At 71.5% G+C, this 21,887-nt stretch carries 19 protein-coding genes, 1 tRNA gene and 1 pseudogene; 11 read left to right on the plus strand and 10 right to left on the minus strand.

What is annotated here, in order from left to right; genetic code table 11:
* The first annotated feature begins 23 nt into the window (after positions 1 to 23).
* From ACFVSN_RS14570 to ACFVSN_RS14595, 6 genes are all read left to right on the plus strand, one after another.
* Positions 24 to 458 carry a DUF6507 family protein gene (locus ACFVSN_RS14570; protein WP_380436717.1) on the plus strand — a complete coding sequence of 145 codons (435 nt, stop codon included), beginning with the start codon at positions 24 to 26 and terminating at the stop codon, positions 456 to 458.
* Positions 455 to 3,934 (plus strand): hypothetical protein, encoded by a 3,480-nt coding sequence (locus ACFVSN_RS14575; protein ID WP_387955317.1) that lies wholly within the window; start codon positions 455 to 457, stop codon positions 3,932 to 3,934. Before ACFVSN_RS14570 ends, ACFVSN_RS14575 begins: the two co-directional genes overlap by 4 nt.
* Positions 3,931 to 4,944, plus strand: coding sequence for a hypothetical protein (locus tag ACFVSN_RS14580; RefSeq protein ID WP_387955319.1), 1,014 nt, complete (start codon positions 3,931 to 3,933; stop codon positions 4,942 to 4,944). Before ACFVSN_RS14575 ends, ACFVSN_RS14580 begins: the two co-directional genes overlap by 4 nt.
* A gap of 53 nt (positions 4,945 to 4,997) precedes the next feature.
* Entirely contained in the window at positions 4,998 to 5,891 is an 894-nt protein-coding gene (locus ACFVSN_RS14585) for a pentapeptide repeat-containing protein (protein ID WP_387589803.1), read from the plus strand.
* Between the two features lie 89 nt (positions 5,892 to 5,980).
* Entirely contained in the window at positions 5,981 to 7,780 is a 1,800-nt protein-coding gene (locus ACFVSN_RS14590; RefSeq protein ID WP_387955320.1) for a pentapeptide repeat-containing protein, read from the plus strand.
* Positions 7,777 to 8,331 carry a hypothetical protein gene (locus ACFVSN_RS14595; RefSeq protein WP_387955322.1) on the plus strand — a complete coding sequence of 185 codons (555 nt, stop codon included), beginning with the start codon at positions 7,777 to 7,779 and terminating at the stop codon, positions 8,329 to 8,331. Before ACFVSN_RS14590 ends, ACFVSN_RS14595 begins: the two co-directional genes overlap by 4 nt.
* 76 nt (positions 8,332 to 8,407) lie before the next feature.
* Here ACFVSN_RS14595 and ACFVSN_RS14600 read toward each other — a convergent pair whose 3' ends face one another.
* The 6 genes from ACFVSN_RS14600 to ACFVSN_RS14625 all read right to left on the minus strand — a co-directional run bounded on the left by ACFVSN_RS14600 (position 8,408) and on the right by ACFVSN_RS14625 (position 14,029).
* A complete protein-coding gene (locus tag ACFVSN_RS14600; protein WP_387955323.1) occupies positions 8,408 to 9,274 on the minus strand; it encodes an immunity 49 family protein in 867 nt (288 codons plus the stop codon).
* A gap of 14 nt (positions 9,275 to 9,288) precedes the next feature.
* Positions 9,289 to 12,168, minus strand: coding sequence for a hypothetical protein (locus ACFVSN_RS14605; RefSeq protein WP_387955324.1), 2,880 nt, complete (start codon positions 12,166 to 12,168; stop codon positions 9,289 to 9,291).
* Between the two features lie 27 nt (positions 12,169 to 12,195).
* Positions 12,196 to 12,513 carry a pore-forming ESAT-6 family protein gene (locus ACFVSN_RS14610; RefSeq protein WP_380436719.1) on the minus strand — a complete coding sequence of 106 codons (318 nt, stop codon included), beginning with the start codon at positions 12,511 to 12,513 and terminating at the stop codon, positions 12,196 to 12,198.
* Positions 12,514 to 12,593: 80 nt separating this feature from the next.
* Positions 12,594 to 12,926 (minus strand): hypothetical protein, encoded by a 333-nt coding sequence (locus ACFVSN_RS14615; RefSeq protein ID WP_380436721.1) that lies wholly within the window; start codon positions 12,924 to 12,926, stop codon positions 12,594 to 12,596.
* Positions 12,927 to 13,149: 223 nt separating this feature from the next.
* Positions 13,150 to 13,222: transfer RNA gene (locus ACFVSN_RS14620), tRNA-Lys, on the minus strand.
* Positions 13,223 to 13,258: 36 nt separating this feature from the next.
* Positions 13,259 to 14,029 carry a DNA polymerase beta superfamily protein gene (locus ACFVSN_RS14625; RefSeq protein ID WP_387955326.1) on the minus strand — a complete coding sequence of 257 codons (771 nt, stop codon included), beginning with the start codon at positions 14,027 to 14,029 and terminating at the stop codon, positions 13,259 to 13,261.
* A gap of 183 nt (positions 14,030 to 14,212) precedes the next feature.
* On the opposite strand from ACFVSN_RS14625, the gene ACFVSN_RS14630 reads away from it, so the two are divergent.
* The 3 genes from ACFVSN_RS14630 to ACFVSN_RS14640 all read left to right on the plus strand — a co-directional run bounded on the left by ACFVSN_RS14630 (position 14,213) and on the right by ACFVSN_RS14640 (position 17,079).
* Positions 14,213 to 15,436, plus strand: a complete 1,224-nt coding sequence (locus ACFVSN_RS14630) for a DNA glycosylase AlkZ-like family protein (RefSeq protein WP_387589787.1) — start codon at positions 14,213 to 14,215, stop codon at positions 15,434 to 15,436.
* Between the two features lie 80 nt (positions 15,437 to 15,516).
* Complete coding sequence (locus tag ACFVSN_RS14635; RefSeq protein ID WP_387955327.1) at positions 15,517 to 16,275, plus strand: SDR family oxidoreductase; 759 nt, start codon at positions 15,517 to 15,519, stop codon at positions 16,273 to 16,275.
* Between the two features lie 99 nt (positions 16,276 to 16,374).
* A complete protein-coding gene (locus ACFVSN_RS14640) occupies positions 16,375 to 17,079 on the plus strand; it encodes a tyrosine-protein phosphatase (RefSeq protein WP_387589782.1) in 705 nt (234 codons plus the stop codon).
* 24 nt (positions 17,080 to 17,103) lie between these two features.
* On the opposite strand, the gene ACFVSN_RS14645 is transcribed toward ACFVSN_RS14640, so the two are convergent.
* Together ACFVSN_RS14645 and ACFVSN_RS14650 are read right to left on the minus strand one after the other, a co-directional pair.
* Entirely contained in the window at positions 17,104 to 17,544 is a 441-nt protein-coding gene (locus tag ACFVSN_RS14645; protein ID WP_387955328.1) for an RICIN domain-containing protein, read from the minus strand.
* Positions 17,537 to 18,691 (minus strand): low temperature requirement protein A, encoded by a 1,155-nt coding sequence (locus ACFVSN_RS14650; RefSeq protein WP_380504239.1) that lies wholly within the window; start codon positions 18,689 to 18,691, stop codon positions 17,537 to 17,539. The genes ACFVSN_RS14645 and ACFVSN_RS14650 overlap by 8 nt, the downstream gene beginning before the upstream one ends.
* A 127-nt stretch (positions 18,692 to 18,818) precedes the next feature.
* Here ACFVSN_RS14650 and ACFVSN_RS14655 point away from each other — a divergent pair, with 127 nt between their 5' ends.
* Positions 18,819 to 19,913, plus strand: coding sequence for a hypothetical protein (locus ACFVSN_RS14655; RefSeq protein ID WP_380440622.1), 1,095 nt, complete (start codon positions 18,819 to 18,821; stop codon positions 19,911 to 19,913).
* Positions 19,914 to 20,038: 125 nt separating this feature from the next.
* Positions 20,039 to 20,377, plus strand: coding sequence for a hypothetical protein (locus tag ACFVSN_RS14660; protein ID WP_380440624.1), 339 nt, complete (start codon positions 20,039 to 20,041; stop codon positions 20,375 to 20,377).
* 16 nt (positions 20,378 to 20,393) lie between these two features.
* Here ACFVSN_RS14660 and ACFVSN_RS14665 read toward each other — a convergent pair whose 3' ends face one another.
* Together ACFVSN_RS14665 and ACFVSN_RS14670 are read right to left on the minus strand one after the other, a co-directional pair.
* A complete protein-coding gene (locus ACFVSN_RS14665) occupies positions 20,394 to 21,218 on the minus strand; it encodes a TIGR02452 family protein (protein WP_380440626.1) in 825 nt (274 codons plus the stop codon).
* A 231-nt stretch (positions 21,219 to 21,449) separates the two neighbouring features.
* Positions 21,450 to 21,887: pseudogene (locus tag ACFVSN_RS14670) on the minus strand (RNA helicase); the annotation flags it as partial.

Below are 21,887 nucleotides of genomic sequence, written 5' to 3' on the forward strand. Positions count from 1 at the left end.
CACGGACAACGGGGGAGCTCGACATGGCGGGTGACTGGGATATCCAGCCGCAGGGCGTCCAGGGCCAGTTGAAGATCGTCGGCGGACACGCCGGCGACCTCTCGACGGCACTGAACAACCTGGTGACGGACATGCAGGCGGCAGCGCAGGCCGCCGGTACGGCGGTGCCGGGATCGCATGCGACGGTCGAGGTCCAGGGCCCGGTGCCCGTGGGCGCACCCTCGTTGTCGCACGGCGCGATGGGCCCGGTCGCGGCCGCCCTCTCGCAGTACCTGGAAGGCCGGCAGGCCGAGTTGAAGTCGATGTCGGAGCGCATCGAGGCCTGCCTGACCGGCACGGTCAAGGCCGTCAACGAGTACATCGCCGGCGACCTGACCGCCGCGAAGAACGCCCAGGACGCGGCGAAGTCCGTGGACCTCAAGGCGCTCGGCATCCAGCCGGAGGACAAGGGCAAGTGAGCGACGAGAATCCGGTGAACCCGGCCGAGGTGCCGGTCTTCACGGGCAACCTGGGCACTCTCGACGAGAAGGTCAAGTCGATCTCGACGGGCGGGGCGAAGATCGCCTCGGCCGCCGGGGACGTGCACACCAGCTTCGGCGCCCTGAGCGCGTTCTACAAGGCGCCCGAGGCCGACCAGCTGTTCGCGACGACGAAGCCGGTGTCCGACCTGGGCCTGAAGCTCAGCCAGGACGTCTGCACGATCTCGGGTGCGCTGGGCCAGTACTCCAAGGACGCGGCGCCGATCAGGGACAGGCTCAAGACCCTGAAGGACGAGGCCATCGCGTTCAAGGCGATGGCCGACAAGAACCATGACTGGCGCCAGGACGAAGACAAGGTCAAGGAGAACAACAACCGGCGCAACGACATCGCCGACGCCTGGACCCAGTTCCAGGGCGTCGAGCGGGACGCCTACGCCAAGATCGTCGCCCTGGTCGGCGGCAAGCCGCTGCGCGTCAACGACGGCTCCAACGCCGACGACATGTACGGCTACAACGCCAAGGACCTCAAGGACTCCAAGGACCTGCCCTGGGGCAGCGCCGTCGACCGCGACATCCCCTGGTGGGACCTGCCGGACCAGGTGATCGAGTTCGGCAAGGGCGTCATCATCGACGGCGTCTGGGGCACCATCAAGGGCCTGGGCACGCTGGTCGGCTTCGGCGGCTGGGACGCCTTCAAACAGTCCTGGACCGGCCTCGCCAAGCTCGCCACCGGCCTCGCCATCACGGGCATCCCCGGCGTCGGCCCGCTCTTCCTCGCCGTCCCCGACAAGGACCTGCCGTCCTGGCTGCGCGACTCGCGCAAGGCGATGAAGGAGACCGGCAAGGCCCTCCTCGCGTGGGACCAGTGGGGCTCCAACCCGTCCCGCGCCGCAGGCGCCGTCACGTTCAACGTGCTCACCACCGTCTTCACCGGCGGCGAGGGCGCGGCCGCGGAGGGCGCGGGCAAGGCCGGTCTCGCCGGGAAGGCACTGTCCGTCGCGGGCAAGGTCGGCAAGGCCATCGACCCGATGACGTACGTCTTCAAGGGCGCCGGCTTCGGCATCTCCAAGGTCAGCGACGTCGTCAAGGGCCTCAAGGGCATCACCGACTTCAAGATGCCCAGCATCAACCTCGACAAGGCCATCTCCCTGCCCGAGGGCGCCATCAAGCTCCCCGACGGCTCCTTCAAGCTCCCGCCCGGCGCCCAGATCCCCGAGGGCGCGATCAAGGGTGCCGACGACACCATCAAGCTGCCCGCCGGCACCAAGGAACTCCCGCCCGGCACCGTCAAGTTCGAGCACGGCGGCAAGACCGAGTTCGTGGACCCGCACGGCAACGTCTACGACGACGCCGGCAACATCCACCCCGGTGAGACCGCGCCGAAGGAGACCGTCCCCGGCGACCACAACGGCGACCACCCCGGCGGCACCACCCCCGACCACCCGGTCAAGCCGAACGGCCCCGACCCGCTCCACACCCCGGCCAAGGCCAAGGTGCCCGAGATGGCGGGCGTCGGCGGCCGCGACGGCGTCATCAAGCTCGGCTCGGACCTGTCCGACCCGTTCAAGGTGCCGGACCACGTGCCCGACCATGTCCCGGATCACGTGCCCGACCACGTGCCGGACCACACCCCCGGCGGTCACGCCCCGGAGGGCCCCAACGCGAGCCACGAGCCCCCCGGCCACAACGACGGGCCGGGCCACGACGGCACCGGCGACCACACGGGCGGCCACGACGGCACCGGTGGGGACCACAACACCGGCGGCCACGACGGCGGTTCCGGCGACCACACCCCCGGCGGCCACGACGGTGGTGCCGGCACGGGTGGCGGTCACGACGGTGGCTCCGGCCCCGGCTCGGGTGAACACCCGCCCGCCGAGGAGCCGTTGGGCAACCGTCCCGACGGTTCGTGGGAGGGCGAGAAGGGCCTCAAGCTCAACCCCGAGGCCAACGCCGCAGCCGACAAGTTCATGCAGGAGTCCGCCACCCACGAGCCCCGGGTCACCGAGGCCGTCCAGCAGGTCGCCGGCAAGGTCGACAACGGCAAGCTCATCGGCCTGGAGTACCGCCTCAAGGGCGAGGACTCCCTCAAGCGCAAGCTCGCCACCGACCTCGCCAGGCCCGGCATCCGCCCCGAAGACGCCATCGCCAAGATCAAGGACTCCGTCCGCTACACCCTCGAAGTCCCCGCCGACAACTACGCCCACGGCGTCACGCAAGCCATCGAGGACCTCCAGAAGCGCGGCTTCGAGAACATCACCTTCAAGAACACCTGGGACGCCGCCGGCTACAAGGGCATCAACTCCACCTGGCGCGACGCCGTCACCGGCCAGAAGTTCGAGCTCCAGTTCCACACCGCCGACAGCTTCAAGGCCAAGATGGACGGCCACGTCCTCTACGAAAAGGAACGCCTCCCCGGCCTCACCCCCCACGAGCTCGAAGTCATCAAGGCCGAACAGGCCGACCTCTTCGGCAAGGTCCACGTCCCCGACGGCGCCGGCGACATCAAGCTCCCCACCGAGCCCGTCCACGACATCCCGACCGGCACCACCCACGAACCCCACGGCACCGGCCACAACCCCGGCACCGAACACCCCAAGCCCGACGGCGGCCACACTCCGGGCGATCACCCCGGCGGCGGGGACCACACCCCGGGCGACCACAACGGCGGCGGCGACCACGCCCCCGGCGACCACACCGGCGGTCACGACGGCCCGACCGGCGGCGACCAGGGCCCCTCGGGAACAGGCGACCACCCGGCGGCTCCGGACGCCGGTGACCACGGCTGGGACCGTCCACCCACCGAGAACCGTCCCCTCCAGCTCGGGGGCGAGACGGAGCAGAAGATCAGGGACCTCCTGCCTGGCCCGAAGCCGAAACGTGCGGACCTCGACAAAGCCATCGAAAACCTGGCGAGCCACCCGGCCGGCCAGGAGACGGCCGACCTGATCGCTTCTGGTCGGTTCAAGGGCATGACGAACTTCGACCAGGTGGTGGGCAGCCTCAGCCAGAAGAATGCGATGTCGGGTGGCATCGAGCAGCTTCGCCTCGCCGACCGTCTGCAGCGGAGTGGCATCACGGACATCAGCTTCGAGCTCAAGGACGGTTCGGAGATCAAGCCCGGTGTGACCGCCGGGCCGGAGACCGACCTGGACGTGATGGCCCGTGCCCACGACGGGACCACCTTCGGTTATCAGTTCAAGGAGATCGCGAACCCCAAGAAGGTCGCCAACAAGATGTGGCAGAACATGGGGCAGCTCGCGGACTCCGGCGCCGACGTCAAGGTCTTCGTCGTCGACACCAAGGGAAGCATGGCCGATATGCTGGCTGCGGGTGTCGAGAAGGACCTCGCCAGGATCTACGAGCGGAATAACGTGATCGTCGTTCTTCGCACCGAGGACGGAACACTCCTATCTCCGCCCGGCGCCCGATTCATGCCTGGAGGCCAGCCGTGATTGCCAGCACCCCTGTGGCGCGGTGGTACTGGGGCGTGCGCGGCCGTCCCACCGACCTGGTCAGCGAGGCCGTCCACCGGTTCGCCCTGGCGATCCGGGTCCTCGATCGGCACCGCCTGGGCACGCCCCACGATGGGCAGGTTGCCGTGTCGATCCCGGAGCCGGGCAACCGGAGCCACCTCCTCAAGGCGGACCTCCGGGTCGGTGCGCTCGCCGAAGACGGTTCGGGGGCCGCCGACGCCCTGGTCTCGCACATCGAAAAGCGTCTCGCCCCAGGCGAAATCGGCACCGTGAACCTGTACGCGCCGTGCGACGGAATCGTGGACACCGACAACGGCGGACAGCCCACAGAGAAGATGTTCACCCTCTCCGTCGAGGTGTCCCAAGACTTCTTCAACGTGACCCTGACAACGTTCTCCGACGCCTGGCTACCGCTCGACCTGCGCGGGCGTGCTCAGGAATCGGTATTCGCCGTCAATGCGCCGCGCCTGGCCGCGGCCCTGGCCGAGATCTCCGAGGCGCTGGACCTGGAGATCGATCCCGACGATCCGACGCGGCTCGCCGTTCCGACGGAGTCAGGGATCGAGAACCACTTCAGGGACGATGCCGGCACCCCTTGGGATGTGTGGGGGAGCTTCGAAATTCCCTATCGCAACGGCATCTTCAACCAAACCCCGAGATTCACGGCCGGCTACAAGCGGACCACGTCCGGCCCTGTCCGGTACGTCCCCGTGATCGGCATCACCGGTGTCCTCGGCTACCTATGGGTATCCGACACCGACGGAGCCGCGAGCTTCGAACCTTCCGAAACTGCGGATCTCGACGGCTACCGGGCGGGTCTGGTCTGGCTGGACCGGCTTCAGAAGGCGTACGACCGCGGACTGTCCCCCACCGCCGCGCTGACGGAACTGACGGCGCTCCCCGGAGATCCCGAGGCGGGGCACGCGACTCCGGGTGGACTGACGGACGTGGACGAACTCCGGAAGCTGCAGGAGCTCGCACAATCCTGACGACGTGCGCCTCCCCAAGAAAACCAATGAGCAGAAAGGGGGTTGGGGCGATCGTGGCATCCGATATCCCTGACAAGTGGTATCCCAAGACCCTGCCGCTGGACCAGAAGGCCGCGGCCCGTCTCGGCGCCTGGGTGACGGCCTCCGCCGGTGAGTCGCTGCAGGCCTCCGAGCTCGACCTACGCGGGGCCAACCTCTCCGGTGGGGACTTCACCGGTGCGTGGTTCTCCCACTCCGTGCTCGCCGGCGTCTCCCTCGCCGGCGCGGAGCTCTGGCGCGCTCACCTGGAGAAGGCCGACCTGACCGGCGCGAACCTCACCGGCGCCAGCCTGGTCAAGGTCTCCCTGGACGAGGCCTCTCTGCGGTCCGCCTGCCTGGACGGGGCCGACCTGACGTCGGCCTCGGTGTACGGGGTCGACGCCCGGGAGGCCACCTTCCGAAACGCCGAGCTCCCCGGGGCCTCCCTCCTCCGTGTCGACCTGCGCGGCGCCGACCTGACCGACGCCACCGTGGCGAACACCTCGTTCAAGGTCCGCGTGGACGAGCACACCGTGGTCCGCGGTCTGTCCGGCACACTGTCCGGCCCCGTCACCGTCGTCACCGACGACACCGAGCAGGAACTCGACGGCGTCGCCCTCGAGAAGTGGCTCGGCGAACGCGGCGCCCAGGTCGAGGTACTCAGCGGCGAGCCCGTCACGTACTATGCGGTTTTCAGTGAGATCTCCTCGCGGGAGAACCCCGAAACCGTCATGCGTCGCCGCGTCGTCGACGGAATCGAATATGACGAGGAATTCACTCGCAATCTTCGCTGGGAGCCGACCGAATACTTCCGGCTTTACTACCTCGGGCACAACGAGGACGACCACGTCGAGATCAGCAGGGCCGAGGTCGACGCCTTCATCGCACGGGTCAAGCAAGCCCTCGGCACCCCGTCCCAGGAGAGCTGACCTCCGGGACTCATGGACGCCCGATGGCCCGACCACCACTCCGGCGGTCGGGCCATCGGATTTCGTACGTTCACACCGGAGGTAGCACAGTGATCGCCAGCACGCCGGTCTCCCGTTGGACCTGGGGCGACTCCACCGAGGGCGGCGAACCGATCCTCCGCTGCCTCACCGATCTGCTGGCCGCACGGGCCGTCCTGGCCGCGCACCGGATGGTGGTCGGCGAGCCCAGGGTCCGTCTCACCGTCTCGGAGTCCGGCAAGCCGCGCTCGGCACTGTACAAGGGCGAGCTCCGGGCGAACGGCTCCGCCGAGGAACTGGCGGCCGAGGTCCGCGCCGCCCTGCGACCGGGCCCCATCGGCTCCGTCGATGCCACCATCTCCCCGGCCGGCATGCTGCTCGGCCCCGCGGGCGACGTCCACACGGAGCGCCTGTTCCATCTCTCGACATCCGCATACACGGACTTCGCGGCCGTGGACCTGACGACGTTCTCCGACGCCTGGCTGCCCTTCGACCTCCGGGGCCGGCCCCAGCCCGCCGTGTACGAGGCGAACGCGCCCCGGCTCGCGGCCGCCCTGGCCGAGCTCACCGACGTCCTCGGCTCCGACATGGACCCGGAGGACCCGACCTACTTCGGCACGCCGACCGAAACCGGCGTCGACCCCCACTTCGACCAGGACGGGGCCCCGGCCGACTCGTGGTCCCGGTTCGAGCTCGCCCGCCGGTACGAGCGCTTCACCCACGCACCCGGCTACCGCCGTACGACGGACGGAGACGTGCGGTACGTCCCGATCGCCGACGGCCACGGGTTGCTCGGCTACCTCTGGGCCTCCGACACCGAGGACGCCGCGAGCTTCGAGCCCGCCGACGTCGACAACGACCAGCGCTACAGCGCCGCCCTCGCTTGGCTGGACCGCCTGCGCTCGGCCCACGACCGCGAGCTGTCCCCCACCCAGGCCCTCACCGAACTGACCGGCCGCGCACCGGAGGACACCAAAGGCCCGGTCGCCCTGGCGACACTGCGCAACCGCGCCGCGTGGTCCACGAAGAGCCTGCCGCTGGACCGGGAAGCCGCAGCCCGGCTCAGCGCCTGGGTGACGGCAGCGAACGGCGAGCCGCTGGACGCCACCGGCCTCGACCTGCGCGGAGCTGCCCTCTCTGACGGAGACCTCACCGGAGCGTGGTTCGCCCACTCCGTGCTCGCCGGCGTCTCCCTGGCCAACGCGGAACTCTGGCGCGCCCGCCTGGAGAAGGCCGACCTGACCGGCGCGAACCTCGCCGGGGCGAGTCTGGTCAAGGCAACCCTGGACCTGGCCACCCTACGGTCCGCCTGCCTGGACCGCGCCGATCTGACCTCCTCCTCCCTGATCGACGTCGACGCCACCGCCGCGACCTTCCGCCGCGCCGACCTCACCAACGCCACCCTCCTCCAAGTCGACCTGCGCGGCGCCGATCTGTCCGACGCCACCACGGCGAACACCTCGTTCACCGTCACCGTCGACGACCACACCGTGCTCCGCGGCCTGTCCGGCACCCTCTTCGGCCCCGTCACCGTCGTCACCGACGACACCGAACAGGAACTCGACGGCCTCGCCCTCCAGCGCTGGCTCACCACGCAGGGCGCCGACGTCGAAGTCCTCAGCGGCTTCGTCTACTACGCGAAGCTCCACACCGGCGACTCCCGCGAGAACCCCAGCGGAATCGCGCGCCGCAGTTCGGCGGACGGCATCGACTACGACGAGGCCTACACCCGCAACCTCTGCTGGGAGCCGACCGAATACTTCCGTCTCTACTACCTCGGCCACAACGACATCGACCACGTCGAGATCACCAGGGCCGAAGCCGACGCCTTCATCAAGCGCGTCAAGCAGGCCCATGAGGCGGGCCGATGACGCAGAGCGATCGAGCCCGGGCGACGTTCGACCGTCTCACCGCCATCGACTGGTGGGACGAGGATGCCGCCTACGCCCACGCCCCTTCGCGCTCGCGCCTGTTCCGCGAGTACCTCCGCCGCTCGGCGCTCTGGGCACAGGCGTACCAGGCGACAGACGACTGGCCCTTCGTCGATCTCGCCGCGCACGTCGACCCGTCCGTCCAGGTCGATGCGGAACTCGCCTCGCAGCTCGATGCCTTCCTCGAAGCCGGCGTCGGGTTCGTCAAGGCGAAGGCCCTGTGCCGGGCCGCGTTGCGCTGGGCCGCCCTGCTCGACAGCTCGACGGTCCGACTGCCCTCGCTGCCCGACCCGTTCGAGCCGCTGCTCCGGATGTTCGACAGGGGAGCCTGGTGCGGCCTCGTCATCGAGAACAGGGTCGCCGACTTCTTCACGCTGCGCGTCCCCTTCGGCCGATGGCAGGACCACCTGGGCACGAATCCGGTCATCCCGCTCGAACGATCCGCACTCGATGCCATCGACGCCCGGGCGGCAGCCTCGGGAAAGGCCTGACCGCTCGAACCGACCGAGAGCCGCGTCGGCCCGACCACCATTTCGGTGGTCGGGCCGACAGGCACTTCCGCGGGGTCTACGTCGGGAATTCACCGACCCAGCCACGGCGGAGCAGGTGGTGCGGCAGGTACTCCGACTCGACGTCGACGGGCATGTCGGCGTCGTGGGCGAGGCAGGCGATCGCGAGCGGGGCGAGGGCGACCAGGCCGGTGGCGTTGAGCGAACGGGCCTCGTTCGCGGTCCAGTACTCCTTGTGCCAAGTCAGGGCGTCGGCCAGGGACTTGTTAAAGGCCTCGCCCTCGCGGCGCAGGTAGAGCTGGAAGAGCTCCAGCGGCGGGTAGAGGATCTTCAGCATCAACTCGGCGCCGGCGATCCGCGCGTCCTCCGGAGCCGTTCCCTTGATTGCGGCGACGAGGGATTCCCAGGTCTGGGGCTCGCCGGACCAGGCGAGCTGGAGCGCCCGGATCCAGTGGTAGACGTATTCGTCGAACTCCATCCCGGACGCGCGCAGGAACTCGACTGGCACCTGGGCGAGTTGGTCGATGCGGTCGTCCTCGCGGCAGATCACCGCGAGGTAGAACGCCTTCAGCCAGCTGCCCGCGTTCAGGTAGTCCTGCGGCCCGGTCGCGGGCAGCTTGCGGAGCTCGCCCTCGACACCGACCCGGCACTCCACCGGGCCCTCCTTCGCCGTGCCGGCGGCGAACAGGGCGGACCCGGTCTGCATGGCCAACACCCACGCCTCCCAGGTCCCCAGGGCACCGGCCCTGGGGTCCTTCGCGCAGCGCCAGTCCGCCGCGGCGAGCGTCATGTCGAGCGCATCGGCACGGTCGTACTCGGAGGTCTCGATGCCGTCGACGGCCTCGTTGGCGGACTCGATGACCGGTGCCATGGCCTGGTCCGCGTCATCCGTGCGGAATTCGTGGCGCGGAACGCGCGTTGTCATCTGATGTCCTCGGGTTAGAGGTGGAATTGTTCCATCACGCCGCCATCGTAAGCGCCTGCGATGTCTTCCCTGGCCTTGACCAGCACGTACTTCAGCTTTCCCGCCTTCAGCGCGGCACGGAGATCCTTGGCTATCTCGGCGTCCCGTCCGCCGCGGGAGGTCATCTCCGCCAGGATCGTCCGGACGTAGGGCAGGGTGCCCTGCTGGACGCGCATGCCCTGGGCGCCGCCGTGGTCCGCCGGATTCAGCGGGTCGGGGTCGGCCTTCCCCTGGCGCCAGTCGGGGCCGTTGGACGGGGCCTTCTCCTCCACCAGGAGGTACTCGTCGTTGGGGAGCTTGTACGCCCCGTCGAACATGTTCGCGCCGTTGGGAGTCTTGGGGAGGTCGATGATCTCGGCCTCGGGGAACTTGTGCGGGATCACGTGCTTGACCGCGACCTGGTGACCGAACTCCTCCGAGATCTTGCTGTTGTTCTTGACCCCGGGGAGCCGGTCATCGAACGCCTTCCGGGCCGCGTCGACCGCCGTTTGGGCCTTCGCCTTCGCCTCGGGAGTCGTCGCGTCGTGCAGCGCGATCTCCGCGTTGTTCAGGTTCACCGACACACGGCGGTCCATCGCGGCATCCCGGAGAGACTTGAGGGCTCCGTCGGGGACGGTGTCGAGCCCGAACGTCTTCTTGCCGAAGGTGGTCGCCTTCGGGCCGTTCGGGAGGTCGTGGGTGGCGACGTAGTGGCCGTTGGCGTCCTTCGCCAGCTGCGGGAGCTCGACGCCGTCGACGAGGGCATCGATGCTCTGACGCTTGACGACACCGTTCTTGTCGACCCGGTAGTGCTCCTCGAACCAGGCCGGATCATCGTTGGCCAGCCGGACGTGCTTGTCCATCAGCTCCTTGCGCCGCTCCGGACTGATCTCCGGCTCACCCTGGTGCGTGCCGTTGCCCTGGTTCTGGTGGCCGTGGCCGCCCGTTCCGGCGCCGTCGTGACCGCCAGTGCCGTCGTGACCGCCCGTCGAGCCGCCGTCGTGACCGCCCGTCGAGCCGCCGTCTTGCCCGCCCGTGCCGGAGCCGTCGTGCCCGCCCGTGCCGGAGCCGTCGTGGCCGCCCGTACCGTCGTGCCCGCCCGTACCGTCGTGGCCGCCCGTACCGTCGTGCCCACCCGTGCCCGGGGTGTCGTGGCCGCTGCCGGACGGGTTGAGGTCGTTGCGGGGGCCCTCGGGGGCGTGGCCGCCGGGGGTGTGGTCGGGGGCGTGGCCGCCGGGGGTGTGGTCGGGGGCGTGGCCGCCGGGGGCCAGGTGGTCGGGGACGTGGTCCGGCACGTGGTCCGGGACGTGGACCGGTTCGGAGAGGTCCGAGCCGAGCTTGATGACGCCGTCGCGGCCGCCGACGCCCGCCATCTCGGGCACCTTGGCCTTGGCCGGGACGACGGGGTTGTGGGGCTTGACCGGGTCGTGGTCCGCGCCGGTGTGGTCGCCGGGGAGGTTCTCCTTCGGCGCTTCGCCGCCGTGCTGGCGGATGTTGCCGGCCTCGTCGTAGACGTTGCCGTGCGGGTCCATGTACTCGACCTTGCCGCCGTGCTCCAACTTGATGGTGTTGGGCGGGAGTTCGACGGTCTTCTCGGGGAACTTGATCCCGCCGTCGGCGGTCTTGATCGCGCCTTCGGGGATCTGGGCGCCGGGCGGGAGCTTGAACGAGCCGTCGGGGAGCTTGATGGCGCCCTCCGGGATGGAGACCGCCTTGTCGAGGTTGATGCTGGGCATCTTGAAGTCGGTGATGCCCTTCAGGCCCTTCATGACGTCGCTGACCTTGGAGATGCCGAAGCCGGCGCCCTTGAAGACGTACGTCATCGGGTCGATGGCCTTGCCGACCTTGCCCGCGACGGACAGCGCCTTCCCGGCGAGACCGGCCTTGCCCGCGCCCTCCGCGGCCGCGCCCTCGCCGCCGGTGAACACCGTGGTGAGCACGTTGAACGTGACGGCGCCCGCCGCTCGCGAGGGGTTCGAGCTCCACTGGTCCCAGGCCACCAGCGCCTTGCCGGTCTCCTTCACGGCGGTGCGCGAGTCGCGGAGCCAGGACGGGAGGTCCTTGTCCGGCATCGCCCAGAACGCCGGTCCCACGCCCGGGATGCCCGTGATGACGAGTCCCGTCGCGAGCTTGGCGAGGCCGGTCCAGGCCTGCTTGCACGCGTCCCAGCCGCCGAAGCCGACCAGCGTGCCCAGGCCCTTGATGGTGCCCCAGACGCCGTCGATGATCACGCCCTTGCCGAACTCGATCACCTGGTCCGGCAGGTCCCACCAGGGGATGTCGCGGTCGACGGCGCTGCCCCAGGGCAGGTCCTTGGAGTCCTTGAGGTCCTTGGCGTTGTAGCCGTACATGTCGTCGGCGTTGGAGCCGTCGTTGACGCGCAGCGGCTTGCCGCCGACCAGGGCGACGATCTTGGCGTACGCGTCCCGCTCGACGCCCTGGAACTGGGTCCAGGCGTCGGCGATGTCGTTGCGCCGGTTGTTGTTCTCCTTGACCTTGTCCTCGTCCTGGCGCCAGTCATGGTTCTTGTCGGCCATCGCCTTGAAGGCGATGGCCTCGTCCTTCAGGGTCTTGAGCCTGTCCCTGATCGGCGCCGCGTCCTTGGAGTACTGGCCCAGCGCACCCGAGATCGTGCAGACGTCCTGACTGAGCTTCAGGCCCAGGTCCGACACCGGCTTCGTCGTCCCGAACAGCTGGTCGGCCTCGGGCGCCTTGTAGAACGCGCTCAGGGCGCCGAAGCTGGTGTGCACGTCCCCGGCGGCCGTGGCGATCTTCGCCCCGCCCGTCGAAATCGACTTGACCTTCTCGTCGAGAGTGCCCAGGTTGCCCGTGAAGACCGGCACCTCGGCCGGGTTCACCGGATTCTCGTCGCTCACGTCCTACCCCCCCGTGTCGAGCGCGTGTCAGCCGATGTTGTCGACCGCGGTCTTGGCGCGGGCGACCGTCTGCTGCGCGGTGCTGTCGTTCTCCTCGAGCGTCTTGCGCAGCAGCGAGATGATGTTGCGCACCTCCTGGGAGACGTTCTTCCAGCGCAGCTCCTTGGCGTGGTACTCCTCGGACACGCCGTCGGCCTGGAAGTCGCCCATGACGGCCTTCACCTGCGCGTCACGCGCGGTCATCACCTGCTCCAGCTGCCCGATCACGCCCTGGATGTTGCGCTGCGCCTCGGACGAAGCACCGTGGTCGTAGGAACGACGGTCCGAACCCCCGCCACCGGCCATGACAGATCACACTCCCCGTTGAAGAACCTGCTGAAGAACCCGATGAAGAACCGTACGAAAGCCCCGACACCCGGTCGCGGTCAGCGGGCGCCGAAGCGCGCCGCGTCGAAGCGCGCGGACGTCATGTTCGTCTTCGCGTTCTGGCCCTGCTCCTGGTCACCCTGGCCGAAGGCCTGCTCCATGCCCGACTGACCGCCCAGGATCGCCGACAGCGACGAGTTCAGCGCGTTCGCGATCTCGTCCGCCCGCGACTTGAAGCTGTCGAACATCTGCTTGCCCTGACCGTTGAACTTGCCCTCCAGCGGCTCCGCCGCCGCCACGAGCTGCTTGACCAGCGCACCCAGATCCTGGTTCGAGGTCTTCGACCCCGACATCAGCGTCTGCAGCGCCTGGTTCCCCATGTCGAACTTCATACCGCTCCCCCGTCCGCTCGACCAGACATGCCTGTTCCAGTTCTACCAACCTTCGACCGCCCGGCGAACCCCTCGCGACAGAGCTGAGACGAAGGCATGACCGACCTATTGCCTCCGGCGCCACCCCTCCACGGCCCCGAAAACGCAGCGGCACCGCAGCCGCATCGAGCAGCCGCAGTGCCGGACCGCAGGTCGGAGGAGGTCGGACCGCCTCTTCGCACGGTGGGCCACCAGGGGCTCGAACCCTGAACCTACGGATTAAAAGTCCGCAGCTCTGCCAATTGAGCTAGTGGCCCGCGACCCTGCCCCGTGTGGGGAGGGCCACCGCGATCCTACCCGGTGGGCCCCAGGGGTCCGCCAGTGGATTGGAGGGACTCGCCGGGGGCCGGGGGTGCCGGGGGCGGGGTGTAGTGGGCGGCGCGGACCCGGCGGAGCCAGGCCTCGGCGGGGCGCTGGTCGGGGGCGGCGGGGAGGACGCCGGGGCGGTCGAGGCGGTCGGCGGCCGCGACGAGGACGGGGCGGGCGACGTCCGGGTCGTCGGCGATGCGTTCGCCGAGGTCGCGGATGCGTTCGGGGTCGGGCAGGCGGACGAGGTTGGTGCCGGTCTCGTGCAGGTGGACGGCCTGTTCGACGAGCCGCACCAGGTGGCGGGCGTGCTTGGCGGCGCGGCGCCGCGCGGCGGCGTCCGTGGTGTCGCGGGTCAGCAGCTTGCGGAACTGCTGGTCCGCGTAGCCGAGGTAGGCGTTCCGGACGGCCGGCGCACTGAGGAACGAGCTGCGGATGCCGATGAGTTCGTCGCCGAGCGGGGTGCGCGTCTCGTACAGGTCGTCGGGCAGCCAGACGAGTTCGGACGCGGTGGGGTTGCAGGAGAGCGCGAGGCGGCACCACTTGGCGGCCTCGTGCAGGGTGGCGTCCGGCCGGGTGGTCACGTGCGACTCGGCCGGGCGGTGCAGGCCGTGCAACTCCTCGGTGGGGGTGGCGAACAGGCCCAGCCGGTCGATGTCGGAGCCGGCGTGGGCGAAGCCGTACGCGGTCGAGCCGACGATGCCGGCGAGCAGGACGGCCCCGGGCGCTACGGGCGCTACGGGCACTGCGGAGGCCATGGGCACTACGGGCACTGCGGGCACTGCGGGCACTGCGGCAGCCATGGGCACTACGGGCATGCGCGTTCTCCTCTCGAACAGCTCGGTCGGCCGTGGCGGTGGTGATCGCATCCTCCCCGAGCCCGGCCGCGCCGGGCGACCGATTTCCTGCTCGGGGCCCGCCCGTCGGCCGATACTGGCCCCATGGAGCACGGACCGGAGACCCGCACCGACGCCGACACCGCGAAACTGCGCGCCTGGTGGTCGCACCGCCAGTGGCTGGACCGCCCGCACCCCGGCGCACCCGCCGCCGAGGTGCTGGCCGCCACCGGGTGGGCGCGGTCGGTGGGCGGCGCGGCGCCGTACCTGGGGCTGTTCGCCCGGGCCGGGCTCCGCCGGGCGGCGGTGGACGCGGCCGTGGCGCGGCTGGAGGTGCACGAGCTGCCGGCGGCGCGCGGCTGCACGTACGTCCTGCCGGCCGCCGACTTCGCGCTCGGGCTGGCCGCCGGCGCCGCCGGACCGGTGGCCGAACTGACCTCCGCGGAGAAGCACTTGGGGGTCGGCCGGGACGAGGTGGAGAAGCTCTGCCTGGCCATCGAGCGCGTGTTGTCTGAGGCGGAGCCGCTGGACCCGACGTCGATCCGGGAGGAGGTCGGCGACGCCGTCCGGTCGCTCGGCGAGGCGGGGAAGAAACGCGGCGTCTCGACGACCCTGCCGCTCGCGCTCGGGCTGATGCAGTCGCGCGGACGGATCCGCCGGGTGCCCGTCAACGGCCGTCTGGACCAGCAGCGTTACGGCTACGTGGGCTGGGACCAGCCGGTCGCCGGAGGCACCGTCGACCTCGCCCGCCGCTACTTCTCCTGGGCCGCCCCAGCCACCCTGCGGCACTTCCGCTGGTTCTCCGGCTTCACCGCGGCCACCGCCCGCCGGGCCGTCGCCGAGGCCGGGCTGGTCCCGCTCGCACCCGGCTCGGAGTTCCTGATGCCGTCCGAACTGCTGGACGAGTACGCCGAGTTCAGGATCCCCGCCGAGCCGCGCTACACCCTGCTCGCGGGCATCGACGGCATCCACCTCCTGCACCGCGACCTGCCCCGGCTGCTCGACCCCGCCGACGCCGCACGCCCGCTGCCCGCCGGCCGGGCCGGGCGGTCGTTCGGCAGCGAGGCCGACCCGCAGACCCACGTGGTGCTCGACCGGGGCCGGATCGTCGGGCTGTGGGAGTACGACACCGAGCGCGCGGAGATCGTCCACCAGTCCTTCGTGCCGCCGGACGACGCGCTGCGCGAGGCGGTGGCCCGCACCGAGGCGTTCGTCCGCGACGAGCTCGGCGACGCGCGCGGGTTCAGCCTCGACTCGCCGAAGAGCCGCGCGCCGAAGATCGCGGCCCTACGGGCGGCGGCAGGCACCACGGACCGGGCCACCCGGTAGCGGCCACCCGGTGACGCCCGCCGGATAGCTGCCACCCGGTAGCGCCCACCGGGTAGCGGGCCACCGGATAGCGTACGGACATGTCGACCACTCCCCCCGAGGTCCTGCTCGTCACCGGCGCGGGCCGCGGCATCGGCGCCGCCACCGCCCTGCTCGCCGCCCGTCGCGGCCACCACGTGTGCGTCAACTACCGGGCCGACGAGGCCTCGGCGGACGCCGTCGTGGCCGCCATCCGGGCCGAGGGCGGCACCGCCGTCGCCGTCCGGGCGGACGTCACCCGCACCGCCGAGGTGGAGCGGCTGTTCGCCACCGTGGACGCCGAACTCGGGCCGCTCACCGGCCTGGTGAACAACGCGGGCACGCTGGAGCGGCAGTGCCGGCTCGAAGACCTCGACGAGGAGCGGCTGAACCGGATCTGGGCGGCCAACATCACCGGCCCGTTCCTGTGCGCGGCGCAGGCCGTCCGCCGGATGTCCACCCGGCACGGCGGTCGCGGCGGCGCCATCGTCAACGTCTCCTCGGCCGCCTCCCGGCTCGGCTCGCCGAACGAGTACGTCGACTACGCCGCCGCCAAGGGCGCCGTCGACTCGATGACCCGAGGCCTCGCGCTGGAGGTCGCCGCCGAGGGCATCCGCGTCAACGCCGTCCGCCCCGGGCTGATCCACACCGACATCCACGCCCTGGGCGGCGAGCCCGGCCGGGTCGACCGGGTCGGCCCCACCCTGCCGATGGGGCGCGGCGGGCGGCCGGAGGAGGTCGCCGAGACGATCCTCTTCCTCCTCTCCCCCGCCTCGTCGTACATGACGGGCGCGTTCCTGGACGTCGCCGGCGGACGCTGAGAACGGTCCGCCCGAGGTGACCGGACGTCACCCGGCGGCACCGAAAGGCCTCCTCCGGTTTCCTTCCGCCACCACCGCCCGCACCCGTACCGTGGTGCCATGACCGACGCCATCGACGCCTTCATCGACATCCCCGGCGTGCGCAACTTCCGCGACGCCGGGGGCATCGGCACCCTCCGCCGCGGTGTGCTCTACCGCTCCGGCTCCTTCCACACCCTCACCGAGGAAGGCGCCCGGCGCCTCAAGGCCCTCGGCCTGCGCACCGTGGTCGACCTGCGCAGCGCGTTCGAGCTGGAGGTCTGGCCCGACCTGCGGCACGGCCTCGACCACGAGACCCTCCACGTGCCGACCCTCCCCGCCGACCGCGAGGACGACGAGCACCCGTGGCCCGAGGACCAGGCCGCGCTCTACCCCTTCATGGCCCGCACCGGCGGCCCGTCGATCGCCGCGACCGTCCGCCGCCTGGCCGCCCCGGAAGCCGTCCCGGCCGTCGTCCACTGCGCGGTCGGCAAGGACCGCACCGGCCTCACCATCGCGGTCGTCCAGTCCCTCCTCGGCGCCTCCGAGGCCGAGATCACCGCCGACTTCCTGCGCTCCAACGCCGGCCTCGGCCTCCTCGACGGCCCCACCCCGTACGTCGACGAAACCGGCACCGAACGCGTCTCCCGCCCGGTCTCCGCCGCCCTCCTCGCCTCTTCCCTCGCCTGGATCGAAACCCACCACGGCTCCATCCCCGCCTACCTCGCCCCCCACGGCATCACCGACACCGACCTCACCGCCCTCCGCACCAACCTCTCCGCCTGAGCGAACCGCCGAAGCCCCACCCGCTTACCCCCGGCGTTCCAGGTGCCACCACTGTGTCGGGGAGTCGGTGTCCGCCCGCTGCTCGACCCCGCCCTCGGTGGCCGTCAGGGGTTTGCCGCTGATGAAGCTCGTGATGGTGTAGGTGCCCGGGGCGTCGTCGTGGTGTTCGAGGAGCCATTCCTGGGCGCCGAAGGCGTTGGCGGACCACTGCTGGATGGGGACGCCGTCGTCGGGGGAGGCGTTGGTGACGTCGAGGCGTTTGCCGCTGTTGGCGTTCTCCAGGTGGTAGAGGGCGCCGCCGGGGTGGACGGCGGTGAGGTGCCAGAGCTGGGCGTCGGTGCCGGTGGCCTCGCCGCAGCGGATGCGGGCTCCGCTGCGGCGGCTGCCGTCGGCGACTTCGAGGAGCAGGCCGTCGGCGGCGTTGCGGATCAGGTAGGCGCCGTCCGTGATCGCGGTGTCAGTCACGGGGGAAGTCTGCCACCGGGGACCGACGGGCCTCGTAGGTGAAGGCGGCGGCGAGGACGGTGGCGGTGGCCGCGACCTGGGCGAGGGCGGAGACGGCGGTGCCGAGCCGGACGGTGGCGAGCAGGAGGGCCGCCGCGACGAGCCGGGGCGCGTTCGGGGTGAGGCGGAAGGTGCGGCGGACGGCGGTGTTGACGACGAGGTAGAGCGCGATGCCGCCGGCGAGGGCGCCGGCCTGCGGGAGGGTGATCGGGGCCCCCGGGTGGGCGACGGCGGACTTGACCCCGGCGGCGAACAGCAGGATGCCGAGCAGGAGTCCGCCGTGCCCGAGGTAGTAGACGGTGACGGCGGTCCAGTTGCGGCGCGCGGACGTGAGGGCGGCCATGTGGTGCTCGGCGCGGGCGTCGTCGTCGTGCCCGAAGTAGGCCCACCAGAGCCCGACGCACACGGCGAGGCTGAGCAGGGCGACGGCGACGAGGGGCAGGGTGAGGTCCAGGCCGCCGGCGCCGACGCCGATCGCGATGACGGACTCGCCGAAGGCGATGATCACGATCAGTCCGTGGCGTTCGACGAAGTGGTCGGCGCGGAGCCGGAACTCGGGCAGCCGGGCGACCCGCGGGGTCACGAACTGCATGGCGAAGGCGGCGGCCCAGAAGGCGAGTTGGAGGGTGCCCGTGCAGTAGCCGCCGGTCACGACCAGCGCGCCGCCCACCAGGTTGGCCCCGCCCATCCGCAGCACGGCGGGCAGCGCGACGCCGGAGGCCGCGAACATGCCTGTGTGCACGGCGACGACCACCAGGTACGCCCAGCCGAACGCGACGCCGCTGCCCTCGAAGGCGTGCGGGACGGACAGCGACATCACCAGGAACGCGCCCATGGCGAGCATGAGGAGGCCGCGCCGGCGGTGGTTGCTGGGCGGCATGGCGTTGGTGAGCCAGATGAAGGCGTCGTACATCCACCAGATGACCGCCAGCATGACGAGCACCTGGACGAGGCCGTCGACGGTGAGGTGGTGGGCCAGGCTGCCGGTGAGCTGGGTGATCGTGAAGACGAAGACGAGGTCGAGGAAGAGTTCGAGCGGGGCGACCTTCAGGGCGGGTTCCGCCTCGGTGCCGGGGCCGGGGACTCGTATCGGATGGGGCGCAGTCACCGCGTGAGTATGCGTCACGGTGCCTTCGCCGCGCCGCTGCTTCCGCCGACGCACGCACCCCACGCGGCCCCGCACGGCCCCCGCTCCGCTCCCCGCCCCGCCCCGCCCGCCGCCTATGCTGCGGCGAATGGCCTCCCAGCACACCCCCACGCCCCATCAGCAGCCCACCTTCGCCGAGGCGGTGGCCGTCCTGGAGGCGGTGGTCGCGGCGGAGGACGAGGAGCGGTTCGGCCCGGCGCTCGGCCTGGTCGGCGGGCTCTTCGGCCCGGCCGGCCCGGAGGAGGTGGCGACCGCCGGGCCCCGGCTGGCGGCGCTGCTGCCGGACGCGCCGCCGTTCCCGCGTTCGCACCTGGCGATGCTCGTGGGCGCCTGCGTCGAGCGGGGCGCCGATCCGTCGGCGTGCGCGGGCCCGGTGCTGGCCGGGCTGCGGGGCGCGTTGACGGGCGCGCAGCGGCTCGTGGAGCGGTGGGAGGCGACGGGCGGCGGTCCGCTGCCCGATCCGGAGGAGGACGACCCGGGCGCGGCCCACGGGCGGATCGCGGATCCGGCCGTCCTGGACGCCTGGCAGGCGCACCTGGCCGTCGTCGGCTGGTGGACGCTGGAGCTGTGGCAGCGCGCCGCGTGGGCGGTGCTGGCGCACGCGCCGGTGCGGGCGGAGGCGCGCGCCTCGGGCGTGACGGCCGTGCTGCTGGAGTTGATCGCCCGGTACGGCGGTGAGCGGCACGACCTCAAGGGCCTCTCGTACCTGGCCCAGGTGCTCGACGACGAACCGCTGCTGGTGCTGGACCGGCCGACGGGCACGGGCTACCTGCTCCGCATGGACGGCCTGAGCGACACCTTCCAGCTGCACACGCTCCTCGCCGACGTGCTGATCGGCGGCGGCCACCTGCCGGGCGTCCGGCAGGACCCGGAGGTCGTGGCGCTGTGCCGCACGGCGCACCCGGACGGCCGCCGCCTGATCGCGGCCGGCGCGTTCAACCTGGTGGCGCCGGACGGCTCGTGGCTCTGGAACGAGGGGACGCCGGCCGACATCCCGGTGCTGGACGGTGTTCGGACGCTGGTGCTGGAGCCGCAGCCGTACGAGCGGACGTGGTCGGCGGGCCGGTTCATCCCGGACCTCCCGGGCGACCTGCGGCTGGAGCGCGTGCTGTCCCCGGCGGAGGCGGCCGAGCGGCTGTCGCGGACGGTGCCCGCGCAGACCGCCGCGCAGGCGTTCCGCTAGGACCACGGCAGTAAGCACCAAGGGCCACGGCACTAGGCACCAAGGGCCGCGAGCGGGTGCCCGAGCGCGTGGAGTTATGGTCGGAAGCCGGAACGCATCCCCCGAGCGGACGAGTGGAGTCGACGATGGCGAAGGTCCCGAACGTGATCGCGGACGGCGCGCCCGCCGCCCTGACCGCCGCGAGCGGCCTGGTCGGCGGCTACGGCGTGGCCCGCTGGACCGGGCGGCGCGAGCTGGGCGGCGCGGTGCTGGCGGTGGCCGGTGCCGGGGCGGCCGCGCAGTGGCACCGCCGTTCGGGCGCGCGGACGGCGGCCGTGCTGACCGGGCTGTACGTGGTGGCCTTCGGCGGCTCGCACCCGCTGGCGAAGCGGATCGGCGCGTGGCCGTCCGTGTTCGCCGTCACCGGGGTGGTCGCCGCCGCCTCGGCCGTGGCGACGGCGCTGTCCGGCCGCGCCGAGGCCTGACCGGCCGCCGAAGCGCTCAGCCGGTGAACCGGGCCTCGAACGCGGCCCGGTTCGCCGACACCGGCGAGCGGTCCCACACCGCGAACACGACGCGCTCGAAGGCGGCCCCGTACCGGGCCAGCGCGCCCTCGAAGGCCTCGGCGACCTCCGCCGGGTCGTTGCCGAACACGCCGCAGCCCCACGCCCCGAGCACCAGCGTGCGGACCTCGTGCCGGGCCGCCGCCGCGAGCACCCGCACGGCCCGCTCGGCGAGCACGCCGCGGACGTCGACGCCGGGCGAACGCCGGGCCAGCTGGCCCGCGTTGGGCGCGGGCGAGGTCAGGAACGTGACGGGGTAGGGCCGGGCGAGGAGGGCGCCGCCCTCGCCCCGGACGACGGGCACGCCGGGCGAGACGATCACCCGGTGGCTGTACCGGAGGTCGGTGGAGGCGCGGTGCGCCTCGTAGTAGTCGGGCGCCTCCAGCAGGCAGGTGTAGAGGAGCGCGCTGCGGCAGAGGTCCTCCTCCTGGGCGCGGGCGCCGCGCAGGTATCCGCCGCCGGGGTTGCGCGCGGACGCGAAGTTGAGCACCCCGACCGGTCCCGCGCCGGCCTCGACCAGGCGCCGCGCGGCCTGGACGCTGCCCTCGGCCGTCACCTCGACCGCCCCGCGGCCCGGCCCGGGACCTGGGCTGCCGGCCCGTAGGAGGGCGTCCAGCGCGGCCGGCGCATACGACACCGTCCCGGCCCGGGCCGCCGCCAACTGATCGCCCACCTCGACGAGTTCACCCCCGGTCGCCCGGTAGCTCCCCCGCGCGGCGATCTCCTCGTTCACCACGGCCACACCGTGCAGTCTGCTGCTCATGGGCCCGACGCTAATGGACTTCCCTCAGCCCGCGCCACAGGTTATTCTCACTCCAAGAACAACACCTCGGGGGGAAACGTCCAGAGGGTCCCAGGGGGGTATCGGGGGATATCGGGGACCCAGGGGGACGCCGGGGAAGTTCCGGGGGGAACGCCGAAGGGCCCGCTCCACAAGTGGAGCGGGCCCTTCGTCCGTCAGCCGGCGGTTTCGTCAACTACCGGCGGTACGGGTTCAGTTCTTCCAGCGCGGCTTGCGGTCGTCGCGGTTGAAGCCGCCGCGGTCCTCGCGGTTGAAGCCGCCGGAGCGGGCACCGCGGTCGTCGCGGTCACGACCGCCGCCGAAGCCCGAGGACTGCGGACGGCCGCCGGAGCGGTGGTCGTCACGGCGCGCGAACGGACGGCTGCTGCTGCCGCGCTCGTCGCGGTCACGGCCGAAGGACGGGCGGTCGCCGAAGGAGCGGGCCGGACGGTCGCCGAAGGAACGGCCGCCACGGTCGTCGCGGTCACGGTTGAAGCCGCCGCGGTCGTCACGGTTGAAGCCACCGGAACGGGCACCGCGGTCGCCGCGGTCGTCACGGTTGAAGCCACCGGAGCGGGCGCCGCGGTCGTCACGGTCACGGCCGCCGAAGCCACCGCGGTCACGGTCGAAACCGCCCGAACGACGGTCGTC

The sequence above is a fragment of the Kitasatospora sp. NPDC057904 genome (assembly GCF_042887925.1).
Taxonomy (GTDB): domain Bacteria; phylum Actinomycetota; class Actinomycetes; order Streptomycetales; family Streptomycetaceae; genus Kitasatospora.

What these genes read in the sequence shown, in the direction of transcription:
- ACFVSN_RS14570 (WP_380436717.1), top strand. Translation starts at nt 24, where the DNA reads ATGGCGGGTGACTGGGATATCCAGCCGCAGGGCGTCCAGGGCCAGTTG.
- ACFVSN_RS14625 (WP_387955326.1), bottom strand. Translation starts at nt 14,029, where the DNA reads ATGGCCTCCGCAGTGCCCGTAGCGCCCGTAGCGCCCGGGGCCGTCCTG.
- ACFVSN_RS14640 (WP_387589782.1), top strand. Translation starts at nt 16,375, where the DNA reads ATGACCGACGCCATCGACGCCTTCATCGACATCCCCGGCGTGCGCAAC.
- ACFVSN_RS14610 (WP_380436719.1), bottom strand. Translation starts at nt 12,513, where the DNA reads ATGGCCGGTGGCGGGGGTTCGGACCGTCGTTCCTACGACCACGGTGCT.
- ACFVSN_RS14655 (WP_380440622.1), top strand. Translation starts at nt 18,819, where the DNA reads ATGGCCTCCCAGCACACCCCCACGCCCCATCAGCAGCCCACCTTCGCC.
- ACFVSN_RS14630 (WP_387589787.1), top strand. Translation starts at nt 14,213, where the DNA reads ATGGAGCACGGACCGGAGACCCGCACCGACGCCGACACCGCGAAACTG.
- ACFVSN_RS14660 (WP_380440624.1), top strand. Translation starts at nt 20,039, where the DNA reads ATGGCGAAGGTCCCGAACGTGATCGCGGACGGCGCGCCCGCCGCCCTG.
- ACFVSN_RS14665 (WP_380440626.1), bottom strand. Translation starts at nt 21,218, where the DNA reads ATGAGCAGCAGACTGCACGGTGTGGCCGTGGTGAACGAGGAGATCGCC.
- ACFVSN_RS14600 (WP_387955323.1), bottom strand. Translation starts at nt 9,274, where the DNA reads ATGACAACGCGCGTTCCGCGCCACGAATTCCGCACGGATGACGCGGAC.
- ACFVSN_RS14615 (WP_380436721.1), bottom strand. Translation starts at nt 12,926, where the DNA reads ATGAAGTTCGACATGGGGAACCAGGCGCTGCAGACGCTGATGTCGGGG.
- ACFVSN_RS14635 (WP_387955327.1), top strand. Translation starts at nt 15,517, where the DNA reads ATGTCGACCACTCCCCCCGAGGTCCTGCTCGTCACCGGCGCGGGCCGC.
- ACFVSN_RS14595 (WP_387955322.1), top strand. Translation starts at nt 7,777, where the DNA reads ATGACGCAGAGCGATCGAGCCCGGGCGACGTTCGACCGTCTCACCGCC.